This window comes from Candidatus Enterococcus moelleringii (assembly GCF_017377575.1).
Classification (GTDB): Bacteria; Bacillota; Bacilli; order Lactobacillales; family Enterococcaceae; genus Enterococcus_A; species Enterococcus_A moelleringii.
On sequence record NZ_JAFREM010000018.1, the window covers coordinates 263125 to 279333 of the forward strand.

A 16209-nucleotide genomic window follows, 5' to 3' on the forward strand; every position below is an offset into this window, starting at 1 on the left:
TTTCAGGGTACCTTCCAACTTTGTTGAGAAGGTTTTTTTTCTGAATTAGAGAAATAATTTACTGGATTGATTCCAGATAAGGAGAATAACATGAAAAAATTCCAACTAATTGCCACAGCAGCTGCCGGTATTGAAGCGCTGGTGGGAAAAGAATTACGGGACCTGGGCATTGATTGCCAGATTGAAAACGGTCGGGCTCGTTTTGAAGGCGACCTGGAGACCATTGCCACAGCGAATCTTTGGCTGCGTACAGCTGACCGGGTGAAAATCGTAGTGGGTGAATTTGATGCCTTTACCTTCGATGAATTATTTGAACAGGTGAAAGCTTTGCCTTGGGAAGACTTCCTGCCAATGGATGCAAAATTCCCAGTAGCTGGCCGTTCCATCAAATCAAAATTGTACAGTGTGCCTGACTGTCAGGCGATTACCAAAAAAGCGATCGTTGAACGCTTGCGGGGAGTCTATCACCGTCCAGCGAGTGTGCCATTGCCAGAAACCGGCGCTTTCTTCCAGTTAGAAGTAGCGCTATTGAAGGATCATGTAGTATTAACGATTGATACCACTGGCCCAAGCTTGTTTAAACGGGGCTACCGGTTGGAAAAAGGCGGCGCACCATTGAAGGAAAACATGGCGGCAGCTTTGATTCAATTAACCAACTGGCGCAAAGATCGTCCCTTTTATGATCCGGTTTGCGGTTCAGGGACTTTATGTATTGAAGCAGCCTTAATCGGTCACAATATCGCACCCGGCTTCAATCGTGAGTTTGTTTGCGAAACTTGGGATTGGTTTGATAAGGAAGTCTTTGAAAAAGTGCGGGCTGAAGCTGAAGCAAAAGCTGATTATGACATTGTTCTGGATATTACCGGTGCTGATATTAACGGTCAAATGATCGATATTGCTCAACGCAATGCCGATGAAATCGGCTTGGGGGATTCAATTGTCTTCAAGCAGCAAGCTATCAAGGATTTCAAAACCGATAAAGAATACGGCGTTATCGTAGCTAATCCGCCTTACGGAGAACGTCTAGGCGATGAAGAAAAGGTACAACAGCTGTACCGGGAAATGGGCCAAGTCTTTAAGCCTTTGAAAACTTGGAGCAAGTACATTCTAACCAGCGACCTGACCTTTGAAGAACATTATGGCGCGAAAGCCACAAAAAAACGTAAATTATACAACGGAGCGATTCGTACCGATCTCTTCCAATATTGGGGTCAACGTCCACCAAGAAAAGAGAAGCCAAGTGAATAACGATTTAACGGCGATTCGCAACTACAGCTATGAAAAATTGACGGACGACACGACAGGTCACGATTTTTTTCATAGCGAGCGGGTGGCGAAAATTGCCGAAGCTTTACGGCTTGAGGAAAATGCCGGCGATGAAGCGATTATTTGGGCAGCCAGCTACCTGCACGATGTGATCGATGACAAGGTAGTGGCTAATCCAGCGGCCGAACGGCAAAAAATCGTTGAGTTTCTGGCTTCTTTGGAGTGGTCCAACGATAAGATCCAGCAGGTCTTAGGGATTATCGACAACCTTTCTTATTCCAAGGAATTGGAAAATGGCAAGGCCGATTTGACCATCGAAGGGCAGATTGTCCAGGATGCGGATCGGATTGATGCGCTGGGGGCAATTGGTATTATGCGCACCGCTTATTACGGTGGTCACAGCCAAAGTCCAATGCATTTACCTGATCGGACACCGAAAAAATTCAAAACTAAAGCCGAATACCGGGAAAAAAGTACGGTAGTCAATCATTTTTACGAGAAGCTTTTTTTATTGGAAGAAACTATGAATACAGTCGCGGGCAAGCGGGAGGCTCATCGCCGAACCACCTTCATGCACATTTTTTTAGACGAGTTTTATGCAGAATGGGACGGAAAGTTGTTGACTTCTGAGGAAAATGAGCCGAAAATGAAAGGATAAGGTGAAGGTAGGCCAATCGTTATCCTTATGCATTGCTTTTTCGTATAATTGGTCCAGTAAGGAAAGGGGATCAAAGGATGTTAAATCGTCAGATGATACAGCCTGAGAAAATGTCGTCCCTTCTTTCGGAATTAACTGAAGGCTTATTTGCAATTCGTGGAAGAATGAAATCAAAAACTTACCAGGTACTGCTTTACAAATATGAAGAGGACTTTCTGCTTTTGAAGAACCCTTATTTGCTCCATCTGTTAATGGATGACGTTCAAGGTTATTCCTGGAGTAAAGAGGTTTTGCTAGATACGATCGAAGAAACGTTAGAAAGTAATCAATATTATCCGACTTCGAAAGAATGGGTAGAGTTAGATCTACAGACGCTGAAATTGACTGATAACGTTGAAATTGAATGGTTTCAATTTGAAGAATAACAGGAAATCCTGTTATTCTTTTTTTCGGAATTGGCGGAACAATAAGAAGAAGTTAATCACCGTCAATACGACACCTAGCAGCAAAGGAATCAGCAGCAGGCCCGGCGCGTAGCCAAAAGACTCTTTAAAGTCTTCTAAAGGATTAACTAAAAGAACGGTTTGGCTATAACGATAGACTTGGTAACTAAAAGTCGTTAAAAAGACTGATATCAAAGCTAACGCAAAACGGCGATAATCTGAATATTTTGCTTTTCGAACAAATAGGAAAATAACATAAAGTACAATTAAGCCGATGGGTACGCCAAAGGCAAATGTGGCAGTTAACATAATAATAGCTCCTTAAAGTTTAAATTCGATTGGGTTTGTACTATTATACTATATCATTTATCGAATTGGCTTTTTTGAGGTTGAAAATATTTTGCGCTGCCGAACTATCCGCTTCTCTTGGAGCTATAGTTTGTGAAAATAAAGCTTTTTCGGTAAAGTGAGCAGTAGGAGGTTTTGTTATGTCCAGTTATGTTTTTCCTATCAAAACGGCGGTGCTCTTTTTCCCATTGCTGGCCTTATTGATTACCGCGCCGATTTTAATCTATTATTACCGTAAATACGGAACCCTTGGCAAGCTGCGGAGCTTGATTCTGTATTCCTTTGTCTTCTATCTATTATGCACTTATTTTCTAGTGATTTTACCGCTGCCAAGTATTCAGTCGGTGGCTGAGCTGACCACTCCGCGATACAATCTGCACCTGTTTCAATCATGGGAGAATTTTGCCAGTCAGACTGTGTTGCGGCTGAATGATCCCAGCACGTATTTTCCGGCGATGCGCCAGGGCGTCTTTCTAGAGCCGGTTTTTAATGTTTTGCTGCTGTTTCCCTTTGGGGTGTATTGCCGCTATTACTTCCGCATGTCTTGGAAGAAGACGATCTTAGCCAGCTTTTGTTTGTCGCTGTTTTTCGAGTTGACCCAATTAAGCGGTCTGTATTTCATTTATCCTAGACCGTATCGTTTGTTTGATGTCAACGATCTGCTTCACAACACGCTAGGTGGAACGTTGGGATTCATCTGTGCGCCGCTTTTCACATTCTTCTTGCCGACGCGTTATGAGTTGGATGAGGAGTCGTTGGAGAAGGGACACCGAGTGACGTTGCTGCGGCGGGCAGTGGCGGCTTTGATCGACTGGCTGGTGATTGGCGTTGCGACTGGTTTGCTGCAGGTGGTTTTAAGCTTCTTTACTGCAACCAGGTCGTTAGCTGATTCCTCCAGCTTAAGCTTTAATCTCGGCTGGTTTATTTTCCAGGTAGTCGCATATTTCATGATCATCATGTACCTGTGGCGCGGTCAGACCGTCGGCAAAAAGATCGTGCGGATTAAAGTAGAAGAAACCGGTCGTTTGCGGGTGCGATTTGTTGCTTTAGTGAAGCGTTACAGCTTCTTTTACCTGCTGATGTATGTCGTTAACCAAATTTTTCAGTTCAGTATTACTCACTTAACCACTCAAAATCATGTGCTTTTTATCGCATATTCTATTTTAGCTTTGATAAGTTTTGGAATTTTACTTTTATTTGTCTTCAACTTATTGTATGCTCTCATAAGAAGAAACCCTCGTCTGTTTCATGAAAAGGCGAGCCGCACGTACACTAGAAGTACGGTAGAAAAGAAAGAGGTAGAACATGGCAACATTTAAAAATTTCCAATTCCAGCCATTTATTATGGAAGCCATCCAAGATAAAGGCTTTATGGAACCAACTCCCGTTCAAGAGAAACTAATTCCCATGATCAAAAAAGGGAGAAACATCGTCGGCCAATCCCAAACCGGATCCGGCAAGACCCACACCTTCTTATTGCCGCTAATGGACAAGTTAGATGGCACTCAAGATGAAGTACAAATCGTAATCACGGCACCGAGTCGTGAATTAGCCACACAAATTTACCAAGCGGCGATTCAAATTGCCAAATTTTCGCCAACTGAAATTCGTGTAACTAACTTTGTCGGCGGAACCGACAAGCAGCGCCAATTAGACAAATTAAAAGGCCAACAGCCTCACGTAGTTATCGGTACACCAGGACGTATTCTGGATCTGATGAACGAACAAGCCTTGAAAATTCATACAGCGAAATACTTCATTGTCGATGAAGCGGATATGACCTTAGACATGGGCTTCTTAAACGAAGTCGATCAAATTGCTGGTCGCTTGCCGAAACAGGTTCAAATGCTGGTCTTTTCAGCAACGATTCCGGAAAAGCTGCGTCCGTTCCTATTGAAATACATGGAAAATCCAATTATTGAAGAAATCAAAGCCCAAGCTGTGATCTCTGATACGATTGATAACTGGTTGATTTCAACTAAAGGCAAAGACCGCAACCAATTGATTTATCAATTATTAACGTTAGGTCATCCTTATTTAGCGATTGTTTTCGCCAATACCAAGCAGAATGTCGACGGAATTTACGATTTCTTGAAATCACAAGGGTTGAAAGTCGCTAAGATTCACGGCGATATTACTCCTCGTGAACGTAAACGGGTGATGCGTCAGGTGCAAAACCTGGATTATCAATATGTGGTGGCAACTGATTTAGCAGCCCGCGGCATTGATATCGAAGGCGTGTCTCACGTAATTAACGCCGAAGTTCCTCATGAGTTGGACTTCTTTATTCACCGTGTTGGACGGACGGGCCGTAATGGTCTGCCAGGGATTGCGATTACTTTGTACAATCCTAGCGACGAAGATGCCATTAACCAGATTGAAAAATTAGGCATTACCTTCAAGCCAAAAGAAATCAAAAATGGCGAAATCGTGGATACCTATGACCGCAACCGTCGTCAAAAACGGGAAAAGAACAAGGATGAACTAGATCCAACTTTGATCGGTCTAGTGAAGAAGAAAAAGAAAAAAATCAAACCAGGCTACAAACGCAAAATTGATCGCGCGATTTCAGAATCCAATCAACAAAAACGCCGTCAAAACCGTCGTCAGGCCGAACGCTCAATTCGTAAGAATAAAAAGAATTCTAGTAAGAAATAATCAGAAAGACAATGGACGTGTTTGTCCATTGTCTTTTTTTGGCGTCTTCTGAAACACCAATTCCCACCCAATTACGATCAAAAAAGCGCTTCCTACGCCAATTTCCCCTCCGTTTTCCAAAGAATTCCTTGATTTCCCTCCCACTGACTGGAGATAATGGTATAATTTCCTCATACATAAAAACGGGGGAGGAATCGCGAGTGAATCTCGTTGATCAACTAGACTGGTCTTACTGGAAACGATTGAACGACAAGGAAAAAAGGACCTTGTTTAGTCAGGTGTTAATGTACTTTGTTAATCCTTTATTGCGTATCACTGATATTGAGCTGAAGGAATTTGAGTTGTACGGCATCAAGTGTGAAACCTTTGAGCTGATGATCGATGACGAAGAATTCGTTTTTATTCCTGGCAACAAGGACGCCATCTTAGGCTGGAATTTGGGAACCAAAGGACTGTCCCTGCTGGAAACAGCGCCTAATTCACCGGAAGTAAACATCCCGGAAGAGCTGCAAAACAGCTATGATTTGCTGGATGTCCATTCGCTGGCGGATTTTATTAATGACCATACCAGCAGCCTGCGGAAGATAAAAATCCCGCCGATGTTTATGCAGCGCTATGCTTTGCCAGCTGGCACCAATTTTTTAGGTGTGTATGACTCGGTGACCGGCAGCTTTACCGGTCAGGCCGACAAGTTTGCTGCTTATGAGAAGGAAATTCAAGAGATTATTTGTCCTGAGCTGACCGCTTCTGAAAGTGTGCGTTGGAATTTTCCGAAAAGTGTCTTGAAAGCGAATCGCTGGTACATTGAATTGGTGCCTAACAGTGACCGCTTTAATGTTTATGAGCATGCTACTCATACGTACACGTCATTGCGGAAGCAAATTCGCAAAAAGAACTTCGATTTATTAACCGAGGATCAGTGGGAGTATGCCAATGGCGCGGGGACCCGGCGTCTTTTCCGCTGGGGCAATGACTTAAACATCAACGATCCCTACCGCGGCAAGAAGATTCACCGACTGATGACTGGACTGAATATGTTTGGTTTGTTGTTTGACACCTCCATGAGCCGCTATGAAATCACTGAAGATCCCGGCGTGCTGAAGCTGCGCAGCCGCAAGATAAATACCGGCTTGCCGATTGTCGATAAGCTGGCGTTGTCCACCTATTACACGCCGGATCGGACGCTTTTGCATGAGGAAATTCTGAAGCCTAACGAATATATTTATCGGAAAGCGATTATTGTGAAGATGTAGATTGACATTTTGGCTGCTTTTTCTTATACTTACTGACAGGATAAGGTTTGTTACGGACATCCATCCACAGAAAGTGCGGCATTGCTGAGAGCCGCGCGGTGAACCTGACAAATTGCTCCCTGGATTAAACTTTGGTCGAAAGATCAACGCTACTCGGCGTTAACGAGCTGAAGAGGTAATGATCTATCATTGCAATCAAGGTGGTACCGCGAGTTTTCGTCCTTGAATGCAGTGGTAGTTTTTTTTATTTTTTAGAAAAGAGGAGAAAAGATGAAACAATTAACCAGCGCACAAGTCCGTCAAATGTACTTGGACTTTTTCAAATCCAAAGGCCATATGGTGGAGCCTAGTGCCTCACTTGTACCAGTCAACGACCCATCACTATTATGGATCAACTCAGGCGTGGCAACCATGAAGAAATACTTCGACGGTTCCGTCGTGCCGGAAAATCCGCGGATTACCAATGCCCAAAAATCAATCCGTACCAACGATATCGAAAACGTCGGCAAAACCGCCCGTCACCATACGATGTTCGAAATGCTGGGGAACTTCTCTATCGGTGATTACTTCAAAAAAGAAGCCATCGCATGGGCTTGGGAATTTCTAACTTCACCAGAATGGATCGACTTTGACGAAGATAAATTGTACGTAACCGTTTATCCGGAAGACAAAGAAGCAAAACGCATCTGGCTGGAAGAAATCGGCCTGCCGGAAGATCACGTGGTGGAAGTGGCTGACAACTTCTGGGATTTAGGGGTTGGACCAAGCGGACCTGACTCAGAAATCTTCTACGATCGCGGCGAATCCTTCAACGATCTGCCAGAAGGCGATCCTGAAAACTATCCTGGCGGCGAAAACGAACGCTACTTGGAAATCTGGAACTTGGTATTCTCTGAATTTAACCACAAACCAGACAATACTTACGAACCGCTGCCAAACCAAAACATTGATACCGGCATGGGCTTGGAGCGGATGGTTTCGATTATTCAAGATGCACCAACCAACTTTGAAACGGACCTGTTCTTGCCAATCATCGCTAAAACCGAAGAATTAAGCGGCAAAAAATACGGCTCTGACAAACAATTGGACGTATCCTTTAAAGTCATTGCCGACCACATTCGTTCATTGGCTTTTGCGATTGGTGACGGTGCGCTGCCATCAAATGAAGGCCGCGGCTATGTCTTGCGTCGTCTGTTACGTCGTGCCGTTATGCATGGCAAAAAATTAGGCATCAACGAAGCATTCTTGTACAAATTAGTGCCAATCGTAGGCGAAGTGATGGTCAGCTACTATCCAGAAGTCTTGGAACAAGCTGACTTCATCCAAAAAGTCGTACGCAACGAAGAAGAACGGTTCCATGAAACTATCAATGAGGGCTTGTCGATGTTAACCGATGTATTGGCTGACTTGAAAGCCAAAGGCGAAACGACTTTAGAAGGTAAAGTGATCTTCAAATTGTATGATACTTTTGGTTTCCCAGTGGAATTGACGGAAGAAGTTGCTGAAGATGAAGGCTTGAAGGTCGATCACGAAGGCTTCGACGTGGAAATGCAAGCGCAAAAAGAACGGGCGCGGGCAGCACGCTCAACTGAAACCTCAATGGGCGTGCAAACAGCCTTGCTTGGCGACATCAAAGTCAAAAGTGAATTCGTCGGCTATGACCATTTAGAAGTGGAAAGCCAATTAGAAGTCATCCTGCAAAACGATGCAGTGGTGGATACTGCTAACGAAGGCACAGCTCAATTGATCTTTGCCGCAACTCCTTTCTACGCTGAAATGGGTGGACAGGTAGCCGATCACGGAATCGTGGCGGACAAAGATGGCCATGTAGTTGCTAAAGTTGTCGACGTGAAAAAAGCGCCAAACGGCCAACCGCTGCACACAGTGGAAATCCAATTGCCGCTAAAAGAAGGCGAAACATACTTCTTGCAAGTAAATGCTGCGATGCGCAACAAAATCTTGAAAAACCATACCGCAACTCACTTGCTGCACAAAGCCCTAAAAGAAGTGTTAGGCGACCATGCTAACCAAGCTGGTTCATTGGTAGCACCAAAACACTTGCGCTTTGACTTCACCCACTTCGGCCAAGTAACGGCAGATGAGCTGAAGGAAATGGAAAAAATCGTCAACCAACGCATTTGGGAAGCTATCCCGGTTGTTACGATCGAAACCGATATTGATTCGGCCAAAGAAATGGGCGCAATGGCGCTGTTTGGTGAAAAATACGGCCACGACGTGCGTGTGGTAAACATTGGCGACTGGTCAATCGAACTTTGTGGGGGAACCCATGTAAGAAACACCGAAGATATCGGTCTGTTCAAGATCGTTTCTGAATCAGGGATCGGTGCTGGCGTACGCCGGATCGAAGCCTTGACCGGGCAAGAAGCTTACGAAGCCTTCCGGGATGAAGAAGATTTGTTAACGCAAGTCGCTCAAACCGTGAAATCTCCACAAATGAAGGACGTTGTCAGCAAAACGGAACAGCTGCAACAACAATTACGTGAATTGCAAAAAGAAAATGAACAACTAAGCACTAAACTAGCGAACCAACAAGCTGGCGATGTCTTCAAAGACGTCAAAGAAATCAATGGCACTACCATTATTACAGCCCAAGTCAACGTAAAAGATATGAATCAATTACGTCAGTTGGCTGACCAATGGAAACAAAAGAACTACTCTGACGTTCTAGTGTTAGGTACTGGACAAGGCGAAAAAGCCAATCTGTTAGTGGCGATGAGCCCAGCAGCAGTGGAAAAAGGCCTAAAAGCCGGCGACCTAATCAAAGCAATCGCACCGAAAGTCGGCGGCGGTGGCGGCGGACGCCCAGACATGGCTCAAGCAGGCGGGAAGAACCCAGCAGGCTTGCCAGATGCGCTGAAAGCTGCCCAAGAGTGGTTGGCGTAAAAAACAGCTGAAATACGATCGATTTTCCAGAAGTTTGTCCTGTGGGCAGACTTTCGGGAGATCGATTTTTTTCTTCTCTAGATAAATCCATTCAGATTTACTGCGGAGATCAGCTTCTTATATTAAAATATAAACATAAGAGACAACTAAGGAGGGAACACCATGAAGCTAGTACAAGCAAGAATAGACGACGAATTAGCAGAAAAAGCCGAATCAATCTTAAGTGACTTAGGTCTAACTCGCTCAGAGGCTTTGACGCTTTTTTACCAGCAAATCATCTTGAACAACGGCTTGCCTTTTGAGGTGAGATTGTCGCAAAAGCCCAATGAAGAAACAGTAGCTGCACTGAATGAAGACCTGCGAGATAGTAAGGTGTATGCTAGTTCACAAGAATTGTGGGAAGACTTAAAAACCTAGGCTATGTTGTAAATAAAATCATCTTACAAATGGGCTGCCCTCATGCAAATACATCCGAACTTCCTTTCACAGCGCTTTTCTTGTTATTTTTTTATTTTATCGGTATAATCCTAAGAAGAACGGTGGGATTCTGAGCTGAAATGAAGAATTTCCAGGAATGAGGATTTGTATATATGAGATATATTGAAGAAATTATTTTGTTTATCATTTTTATTAATACGGTGGTTGCGATCATTACTGTCTTCCGCAAGCCCCGGAGTATCAACTCCACGCTGGCTTGGCTGTTGACGCTGACGCTTTTACCGGTTATCGGCTTTGTCTTGTACGCCTTTTGCGGGCGGGGGATCGACGGGGAAACGGTTTATCGCTTTGAACAAGAAGATCATCGCCGGATCAAGGAGATTGCTGAGATTATCGAGGAAGATAACCGTAACGTACGCCACAACGAACCGAGTAATTTGTACCCGACAGCTGAGGCGTTGTCTCATTATTTTGACCGCCGGGATGAGTCGCCGATTGCTGTTCGTAATGAAATTGAGTTCTTTTTAGACGGTACCGACAAATTTGAGCGCCTATTTGAAGATATGCGCAATGCCAAAAACAACATTCACGTGGAATACTATGCCTTCTTCAATGACAAGATCGGCAATCGTTTCCTGCGTATCTTAGAGGAAAAGGCTGAGCAGGGCGTGGAGGTCCGGATGATTTACGATCCATGGGGCTCACCGAAGGCCAACAAGCAGTTCTTTGCCAAGCTAAGAGAAAAGGGCGGCAAGGTCTCACCCTTTATTACTTCGAAAAATATTATCGCCAAAACCCGGCTGAATTATCACTTGCACCGCAAGCTGGTGATTATTGACGGTCAAATCGGCTGGACCGGCGGCTTTAACGTCGGCGACCAATACTTAGGTGAATCAGAACGCTTCGGCAACTGGCGGGATACCCATGCCCGAGTGGTGGGAACAGCCAGCTTCACTATGCAGGAAATCTTCCTGCGGGACTGGAATGCTTCCGTGGTTCACAAGGAAAACCGGATGGCTTACTTGCCGGAATATTTTGTGTTGCCGGAAAAAGAAATCAAAAAAGGGGTGCCGATGCAAATTGTCGCAGACGGCCCCGAATCAGAGGAATTAATTATTCGCGATGGCTTTGTCCGCATGATTTTAGCGGCAGAGAAGAGTGTCTGGATTCAGTCACCTTACTTAGTGCCGGATGAAACAATCATTTCGGCGCTGTTAATCGCGGTGCGTTCCGGAATCGATGTACGGATTATGATTCCGATTATGCCAGATCATCCCTTCATCTATCGGGCGACCCAATATTATGCCAACTACCTGCATCAGCGAGGCGTGAAGATTTACCATTACAACAATGGCTTTCTGCATTCGAAAACGATGGTAGTGGACAACGAGCTGGCCAGCTTTGGTTCAACCAATCAGGATATCCGCAGCTACGAGTTGAACTTTGAAGTCAGTGCCTTCATTTATGATCCAGCGATTGCCCAGCAGTTCCGAGCAATTTTTGAAGCCGACATGGAGGATTCGATCCTGTTAACTGACCAGATGATTGCCAAACAATCCCACTGGTTGAACTTTAAACAAAAATTCTCTCGACTATTGTCGCCAGTTTTATAATTTCAGACTCTTTTGCAACCCTTGGCGCGCGAGATGATCCGCGCCTTTATTTTTGCTTTCAGGTATCCACTGCAGCACCAATAATGTGAATTTTTCGCTTATTTCGTTAAACTCCGTTAAATATGGCGAAAAACGGTTGTTTTTTGTCTGGCCTTGGTCTAGTATTTTTATTGCAGTTTTACTATCTGAATACAAAAGTACATTTTGGTTTTCCAGCTGATTTTCCAGCAAATACCGCAACGCATACATGATGGCCGCCAGTTCGGCTGAGTGATTGTCTTCTTCCTCTAAGGGAAAAGACAGCTGGGTTTGCTGGTTATCGTTGACGATCAAAATACCGCCTCCGCTTTTTTTCTGTTGTGCATTTGTAGCGGCGTCTGTATATACTTTTATCATAAAATCATCCTTTGTTAAGTTAGGAGTACGTACATTGAAGAGCAAGCGCTATTTTTGGCAGCCGGAGCTGTCACTTGCCATAATTTATTGGTCGATTACCTTTATCATCTTGTTTTACGGGCTGATCGTTACCTTGGAGAATACCGGTCCCTTTTTAAAGGGCAACCTGATTATCGGATTGTTTTTCGTTTTTGCGGCCATCGGTGTGCACCGGTATTTGACCATTAACGAAAAAGGCCTGACGATTCATTATTCCCTGGTGTGGCGCAAGCAATTTTTGCCGATTTCCCATATCGACGTGATTCTCGACCGTAAAGACGGCATCATCATCAAACAAAAAGGGCTTGGCGATTACCAGCTATCCATGTCGAAAAAACAGCGGCAGCGCTTCTTGCAAGCTGCTAAGGCCCAGTTTCCCCAACTCAAGATAAAAGAAGAAAACGTAAAGATTAGTCATGACTAATCTCTACGTTTATTTTTTTTAAATTAATCTACATTCTTTTTCACGTGTGCTGCTTGTGCGCCCCGCGCGCCTTCAACGATATCAAAAGTTACTACTTCATCTTGACTTAACGTCTTAAAGCCATCCTCTTCAATAGCTGTAAAATGGACAAATACTTCTTGGTCCTCATCATAAGTGATAAACCCATACCCTTTTGCCTCATCGAACCACTTAACAATCCCCGTTTTCAATACAGCCACACTCCTTTATAAGTAGTGCCTTCATTATAATCCAACGGCAGTCAAAAAGCGAGTAAACTAGCGATCTGAGCCCAGTTTCCCCCAAACCCGAACGCTTTTCTAATCGATGGAAATTTACTGTGGCTAATTAGTGTTTTTCTCAAATAAATTCGTTATAATGTGAATGAACGAATAAAACAGTACCCAAAATGATTATCGTTCGGGAAAGGAAGTATTCATGAAAACAGATATCGAAATTTCTCAAGCAACCGAATTAGCACCCATTACCCAAATCGCAGAAAAACTAAACCTTACAGCGGAGGATCTTGAACTATACGGCAAATACAAAGCTAAGATCGACTTCACCGCTTTGAACCGTATTCATCAACAACCAGAAGGCAAACTGATTCTAGTAACGTCCATCAATCCTACGCCAGCAGGTGAAGGCAAGTCGACGGTTACCATCGGCTTAGGAGATGCCCTAAACAAAATCGGCAAAAACACCGTGATTGCCTTGCGTGAGCCATCCTTAGGCCCCGTTATGGGGATTAAAGGCGGTGCAACTGGCGGCGGCTATGCCCAAGTCTTGCCAATGGAAGACATCAACCTGCACTTTACCGGCGATATGCACGCCATTACCACGGCTAACAATGCCTTGTCAGCTTTATTAGACAACCATATCCACCAAGGCAACGAACTAGGCATCGATGCCCGTCGCATTATTTGGAAACGGGTAGTAGACTTAAACGACCGTGAGCTGCGTAATATCGTGGCCGGACTAGGCGGACCGATCAACGGGGTTCCTCGGGAAGACGGCTTTGACATCACCGTAGCCAGCGAAATCATGGCAGTACTGTGCCTGTCTACCGACATCACTGACTTGAAACGCCGTTTGGCAAACATCGTGGTGGCTTACACCTTTGGCCGCGAACCGATTACTGTCGGCGACTTGAAAGTGGAAGGCGCGCTAGCCTTGATTCTAAAGGATGCCATCAAGCCAAACTTAGTTCAAACTATTTATCAAACACCAGCCTTTGTGCACGGCGGACCATTTGCCAATATCGCTCACGGCTGTAACAGTATCCTAGCTACCAAAACAGCGTTGCATTGCGGCGACTACACCGTAACCGAAGCTGGTTTCGGCGCTGACCTGGGGGGCGAGAAATTCCTAGACATCAAAGTTCCAAGTCTAGGCAAAGCACCAGACTTAGTAGTGATCGTGGCAACCATCCGTGCCTTGAAGATGCACGGCGGCGTAGCCAAACCAGACTTAAGCGCGGAAAATCTGGAAGCACTGAAAACTGGCTTCAGCAATCTAGCCAAACATATCGCCAACATGAAGAAATACGGCCTGCCTGTGGTAGTTGCCATTAACGAATTCATCAGCGATACCGCTAAAGAAATAACTTTGTTGAAAGAGCTTTGTGAAGCTGAAGACGTGAAAGTAGAGCTTGCCAGCGTATGGGAAAAAGGCCCTGACGGCGGTATCGATCTAGCCAATACGGTAGTGGAAACCATCGAAAACAGCGATGCCCGCTTCAAATCCATCTTCAGCCCAGAGCATGACGACCTGCAGGAAAAAGTCGAAACAGTTGTCAAAGAAATCTACGGCGGCTCCGGCGTTTCCTACAGTAAAAAAGCTAAGCAGCAGCTGGCAACCTTCAAGAAATACGGCTGGGATCGCCTGCCGGTATGTATGGCGAAGACCCAATATTCATTGTCGGATGACCCAGCAAAACTAGGCGCACCAGAGGACTTCACCGTAACCATCCGTGAGTTCGTACCAAAAATCGGTGCCGGCTTCGTCGTAGCCCTGACTGGGGATGTAATGACCATGCCAGGCTTGCCGAAGAAACCAGCAGCCTTGAACATGGATGTCGATAAAGACGGAAATGCGATTGGATTGTTCTAGAACTGAATTGAGATGTGGAGACAGAAGGCGGGAGCTTTCTGTCTCTTTTGGAATGGAAAAAGGAGCTGATTAAGTTGGAAATTCATTTACCAAATGGAGAATTGGAGCAAGCAGAAAAAATGTTTGCTGAATATGGATTAACAATCGAACAAGCTGTTCACTTATTTATTGCTCAAAGTCTCGAGGAGGGCACGTTGCCTTTTGTTCCTAGTATTAAGCCTAAGAACAAGCTTCAACTGAATACAAATGGAAAAGGCGTAGTAGTCCCAGCGGATGCACCAGAAGACTTCAAGGAATGGGTGCGAAACGGCTGAAGTTCATCTCTTACTCTCCTTATCCCCTTCAAGCTCTCACTTCAACGTGAGGGCCTTTTTATTATGCAACGAAAAACATCCTTCCCTCTAATACCAAGGCGTGATACTCTTAACAAAAGGGGGAGATCACGTTGAAAAAGAAATATGTCATCCTGATGATCGCCGGTCTTTTTACCGGCATGATACTACATAGAGCTGTATATTCAACCGGCCCCACCACTCGAATACAAGGCACAGTAACGGAAATATCGCCAGAGTATCTGGTTTTTGAAGACGACAGAGAAGGCGGACGCTACTTAATAGGTAAAGAAGACTACGATTTTTCCGATTTAGTTTTAGAATTAGGAAGTAAAGTCTCTGTAGAAGCAGAAGGGCCTGTTCAGCAAAGCGACCCAGCCAGATTCACAAAAATCTTGAAAATCCAAAAAAGCGACTAAACAGTTTGAGCAAACCACCCCAGAACACAAAAAACTAGCTGGCGAGAACCAGCTAGTAAGGAGTTAAAAATGAAAAAGTGTTAGGGTTGTTTGTTGGTACCTTTATAATAGCGAGAAAATATGACTAATTTGTGAACAACCTGTATCGAAAGATTGAAATTTTGAATTTTGACCAATAATTAATACCCAAGAAGCATGATACTGTTGAATAGACACCACAAAATTCACAAGGTGAGGTGAAAATCATGGGAAAGAAGATCATTGCTTTACTGATGTTGCTTTCGATTGGCTTAATTTCATGCGGGAAAGTCGAAAAAACCTCAAAAACTACAATCGGTTTTGAGCACAAAGTCGAAGAGGATGAAATCAACGCAATAGTTGGTGAGCGGGGCACACTGACCCCGCCGCAGCCATTTGAAGGCATCGAAGCCAAATGGGTGTTCAGAGAAATCACTGACAACGAATATGTTCGTTTAGACAAAGAGGGTAATTGGGAGACACTAAAAGCCGGTACGACAGAAATTTTGCCTCTATTTGACCTGTCCCAGCAAACAAGTGAAGAGTTGGCTGATAAGTATGACGACTTAGAGCTAGTAACCAGTAGCCAGGCCTGGTATGTCTCCTTCAACATTTATCCTGACAAAGAGAGTCTCGAGAATCCGCCAGTTATGGATAGCTCAGACAGAGAAGTCAAATTGCTACAGTAAGTGAAAAACAATCACCCACCCAAAGAGAAGCGCTGGAAATCACTATCCCAGCACTTCTCTTTTTCCCTGCATTCACCCCGGACAAACCCCATTAAAATAACACGCGTAATAAAAAAATCAAGCTCCCCAACAAATAATCTCTACCGTTAATCCACCAATTTTTAAAAAAATCAAGCCCTTT

Annotated in this window: 17 protein-coding genes; 14 read left to right on the forward strand and 3 right to left on the reverse strand. The window is 44.4% G+C overall.

The genetic code is table 11. The annotated features are described in order from the left end of the window. Positions 1-90: 90 nt before the first annotated feature. The 3 genes from JZO70_RS12470 to JZO70_RS12480 all read left to right on the forward strand — a co-directional run bounded on the left by JZO70_RS12470 (position 91) and on the right by JZO70_RS12480 (position 2349). Positions 91-1248: a THUMP domain-containing class I SAM-dependent RNA methyltransferase gene (locus JZO70_RS12470; RefSeq protein WP_207673897.1), complete on the forward strand. Its 1158-nt coding sequence runs from the start codon at positions 91-93 to the stop codon at positions 1246-1248. Beyond that, complete coding sequence (locus tag JZO70_RS12475) at positions 1241-1924, forward strand: HD domain-containing protein (RefSeq protein ID WP_207673898.1); 684 nt, start codon at positions 1241-1243, stop codon at positions 1922-1924. Before JZO70_RS12470 ends, JZO70_RS12475 begins: the two co-directional genes overlap by 8 nt. Before the next feature lie 77 nt (positions 1925-2001). Then, positions 2002-2349, forward strand: a complete 348-nt coding sequence (locus JZO70_RS12480; protein WP_207673899.1) for a hypothetical protein — start codon at positions 2002-2004, stop codon at positions 2347-2349. A 12-nt stretch (positions 2350-2361) separates the two neighbouring features. Here JZO70_RS12480 and JZO70_RS12485 read toward each other — a convergent pair whose 3' ends face one another. Continuing rightward, positions 2362-2676 carry a hypothetical protein gene (locus tag JZO70_RS12485; RefSeq protein WP_207673900.1) on the reverse strand — a complete coding sequence of 105 codons (315 nt, stop codon included), beginning with the start codon at positions 2674-2676 and terminating at the stop codon, positions 2362-2364. A 179-nt stretch (positions 2677-2855) separates the two neighbouring features. Here JZO70_RS12485 and JZO70_RS12490 point away from each other — a divergent pair, with 179 nt between their 5' ends. From JZO70_RS12490 to cls, 6 genes are all read left to right on the forward strand, one after another. Continuing rightward, entirely contained in the window at positions 2856-4034 is a 1179-nt protein-coding gene (locus JZO70_RS12490; RefSeq protein WP_207673901.1) for a VanZ family protein, read from the forward strand. After that, positions 4021-5373 carry a DEAD/DEAH box helicase gene (locus tag JZO70_RS12495; protein WP_207673902.1) on the forward strand — a complete coding sequence of 451 codons (1353 nt, stop codon included), beginning with the start codon at positions 4021-4023 and terminating at the stop codon, positions 5371-5373. Before JZO70_RS12490 ends, JZO70_RS12495 begins: the two co-directional genes overlap by 14 nt. 200 nt (positions 5374-5573) lie before the next feature. Then, a complete protein-coding gene (locus JZO70_RS12500) occupies positions 5574-6626 on the forward strand; it encodes a DUF7278 family profilin-like fold-containing protein (RefSeq protein ID WP_207673903.1) in 1053 nt (350 codons plus the stop codon). A 270-nt stretch (positions 6627-6896) separates the two neighbouring features. Next, entirely contained in the window at positions 6897-9530 is a 2634-nt protein-coding gene (alaS, locus tag JZO70_RS12505) for an alanine--tRNA ligase (RefSeq protein ID WP_207673904.1), read from the forward strand. 162 nt (positions 9531-9692) lie between these two features. Beyond that, positions 9693-9947, forward strand: coding sequence for a type II toxin-antitoxin system RelB/DinJ family antitoxin (locus JZO70_RS12510; RefSeq protein ID WP_207673905.1), 255 nt, complete (start codon positions 9693-9695; stop codon positions 9945-9947). A 173-nt stretch (positions 9948-10120) separates the two neighbouring features. Then, positions 10121-11581 carry a cardiolipin synthase gene (cls, locus tag JZO70_RS12515; protein WP_207673906.1) on the forward strand — a complete coding sequence of 487 codons (1461 nt, stop codon included), beginning with the start codon at positions 10121-10123 and terminating at the stop codon, positions 11579-11581. Here cls and JZO70_RS12520 read toward each other — a convergent pair. Beyond that, the gene (locus JZO70_RS12520) at positions 11576-11977 is read right to left on the reverse strand and encodes a ribonuclease HI family protein (RefSeq protein WP_207673907.1); all 402 of its coding nucleotides are present in this window, start codon (positions 11975-11977) and stop codon (positions 11576-11578) included. The two genes, cls and JZO70_RS12520, sit on opposite strands and share 6 nt — an antisense overlap. Before the next feature lie 34 nt (positions 11978-12011). Here JZO70_RS12520 and JZO70_RS12525 point away from each other — a divergent pair, with 34 nt between their 5' ends. Continuing rightward, positions 12012-12440, forward strand: a complete 429-nt coding sequence (locus JZO70_RS12525) for an EbsA family protein (RefSeq protein WP_207673908.1) — start codon at positions 12012-12014, stop codon at positions 12438-12440. A gap of 23 nt (positions 12441-12463) precedes the next feature. On the opposite strand, the gene JZO70_RS12530 is transcribed toward JZO70_RS12525, so the two are convergent. Then, on the reverse strand, positions 12464-12670 hold the full coding sequence (locus tag JZO70_RS12530) for a cold-shock protein (RefSeq protein ID WP_207673909.1): 207 nt from the start codon (positions 12668-12670) through the stop codon (positions 12464-12466). Between the two features lie 226 nt (positions 12671-12896). Between JZO70_RS12530 and JZO70_RS12535 the strand changes: the two genes are divergently transcribed. From JZO70_RS12535 to JZO70_RS12550, 4 genes are all read left to right on the forward strand, one after another. Then, positions 12897-14570, forward strand: a complete 1674-nt coding sequence (locus JZO70_RS12535) for a formate--tetrahydrofolate ligase (protein ID WP_207673910.1) — start codon at positions 12897-12899, stop codon at positions 14568-14570. 74 nt (positions 14571-14644) lie between these two features. Continuing rightward, a complete protein-coding gene (locus JZO70_RS12540; protein ID WP_207673911.1) occupies positions 14645-14884 on the forward strand; it encodes a type II toxin-antitoxin system RelB/DinJ family antitoxin in 240 nt (79 codons plus the stop codon). A 131-nt stretch (positions 14885-15015) separates the two neighbouring features. Then, on the forward strand, positions 15016-15321 hold the full coding sequence (locus JZO70_RS12545) for a hypothetical protein (RefSeq protein ID WP_207673912.1): 306 nt from the start codon (positions 15016-15018) through the stop codon (positions 15319-15321). Between the two features lie 245 nt (positions 15322-15566). Continuing rightward, a complete protein-coding gene (locus JZO70_RS12550) occupies positions 15567-16028 on the forward strand; it encodes a hypothetical protein (protein ID WP_207673913.1) in 462 nt (153 codons plus the stop codon). The last annotated feature ends 181 nt before the right edge of the window (positions 16029-16209 follow it).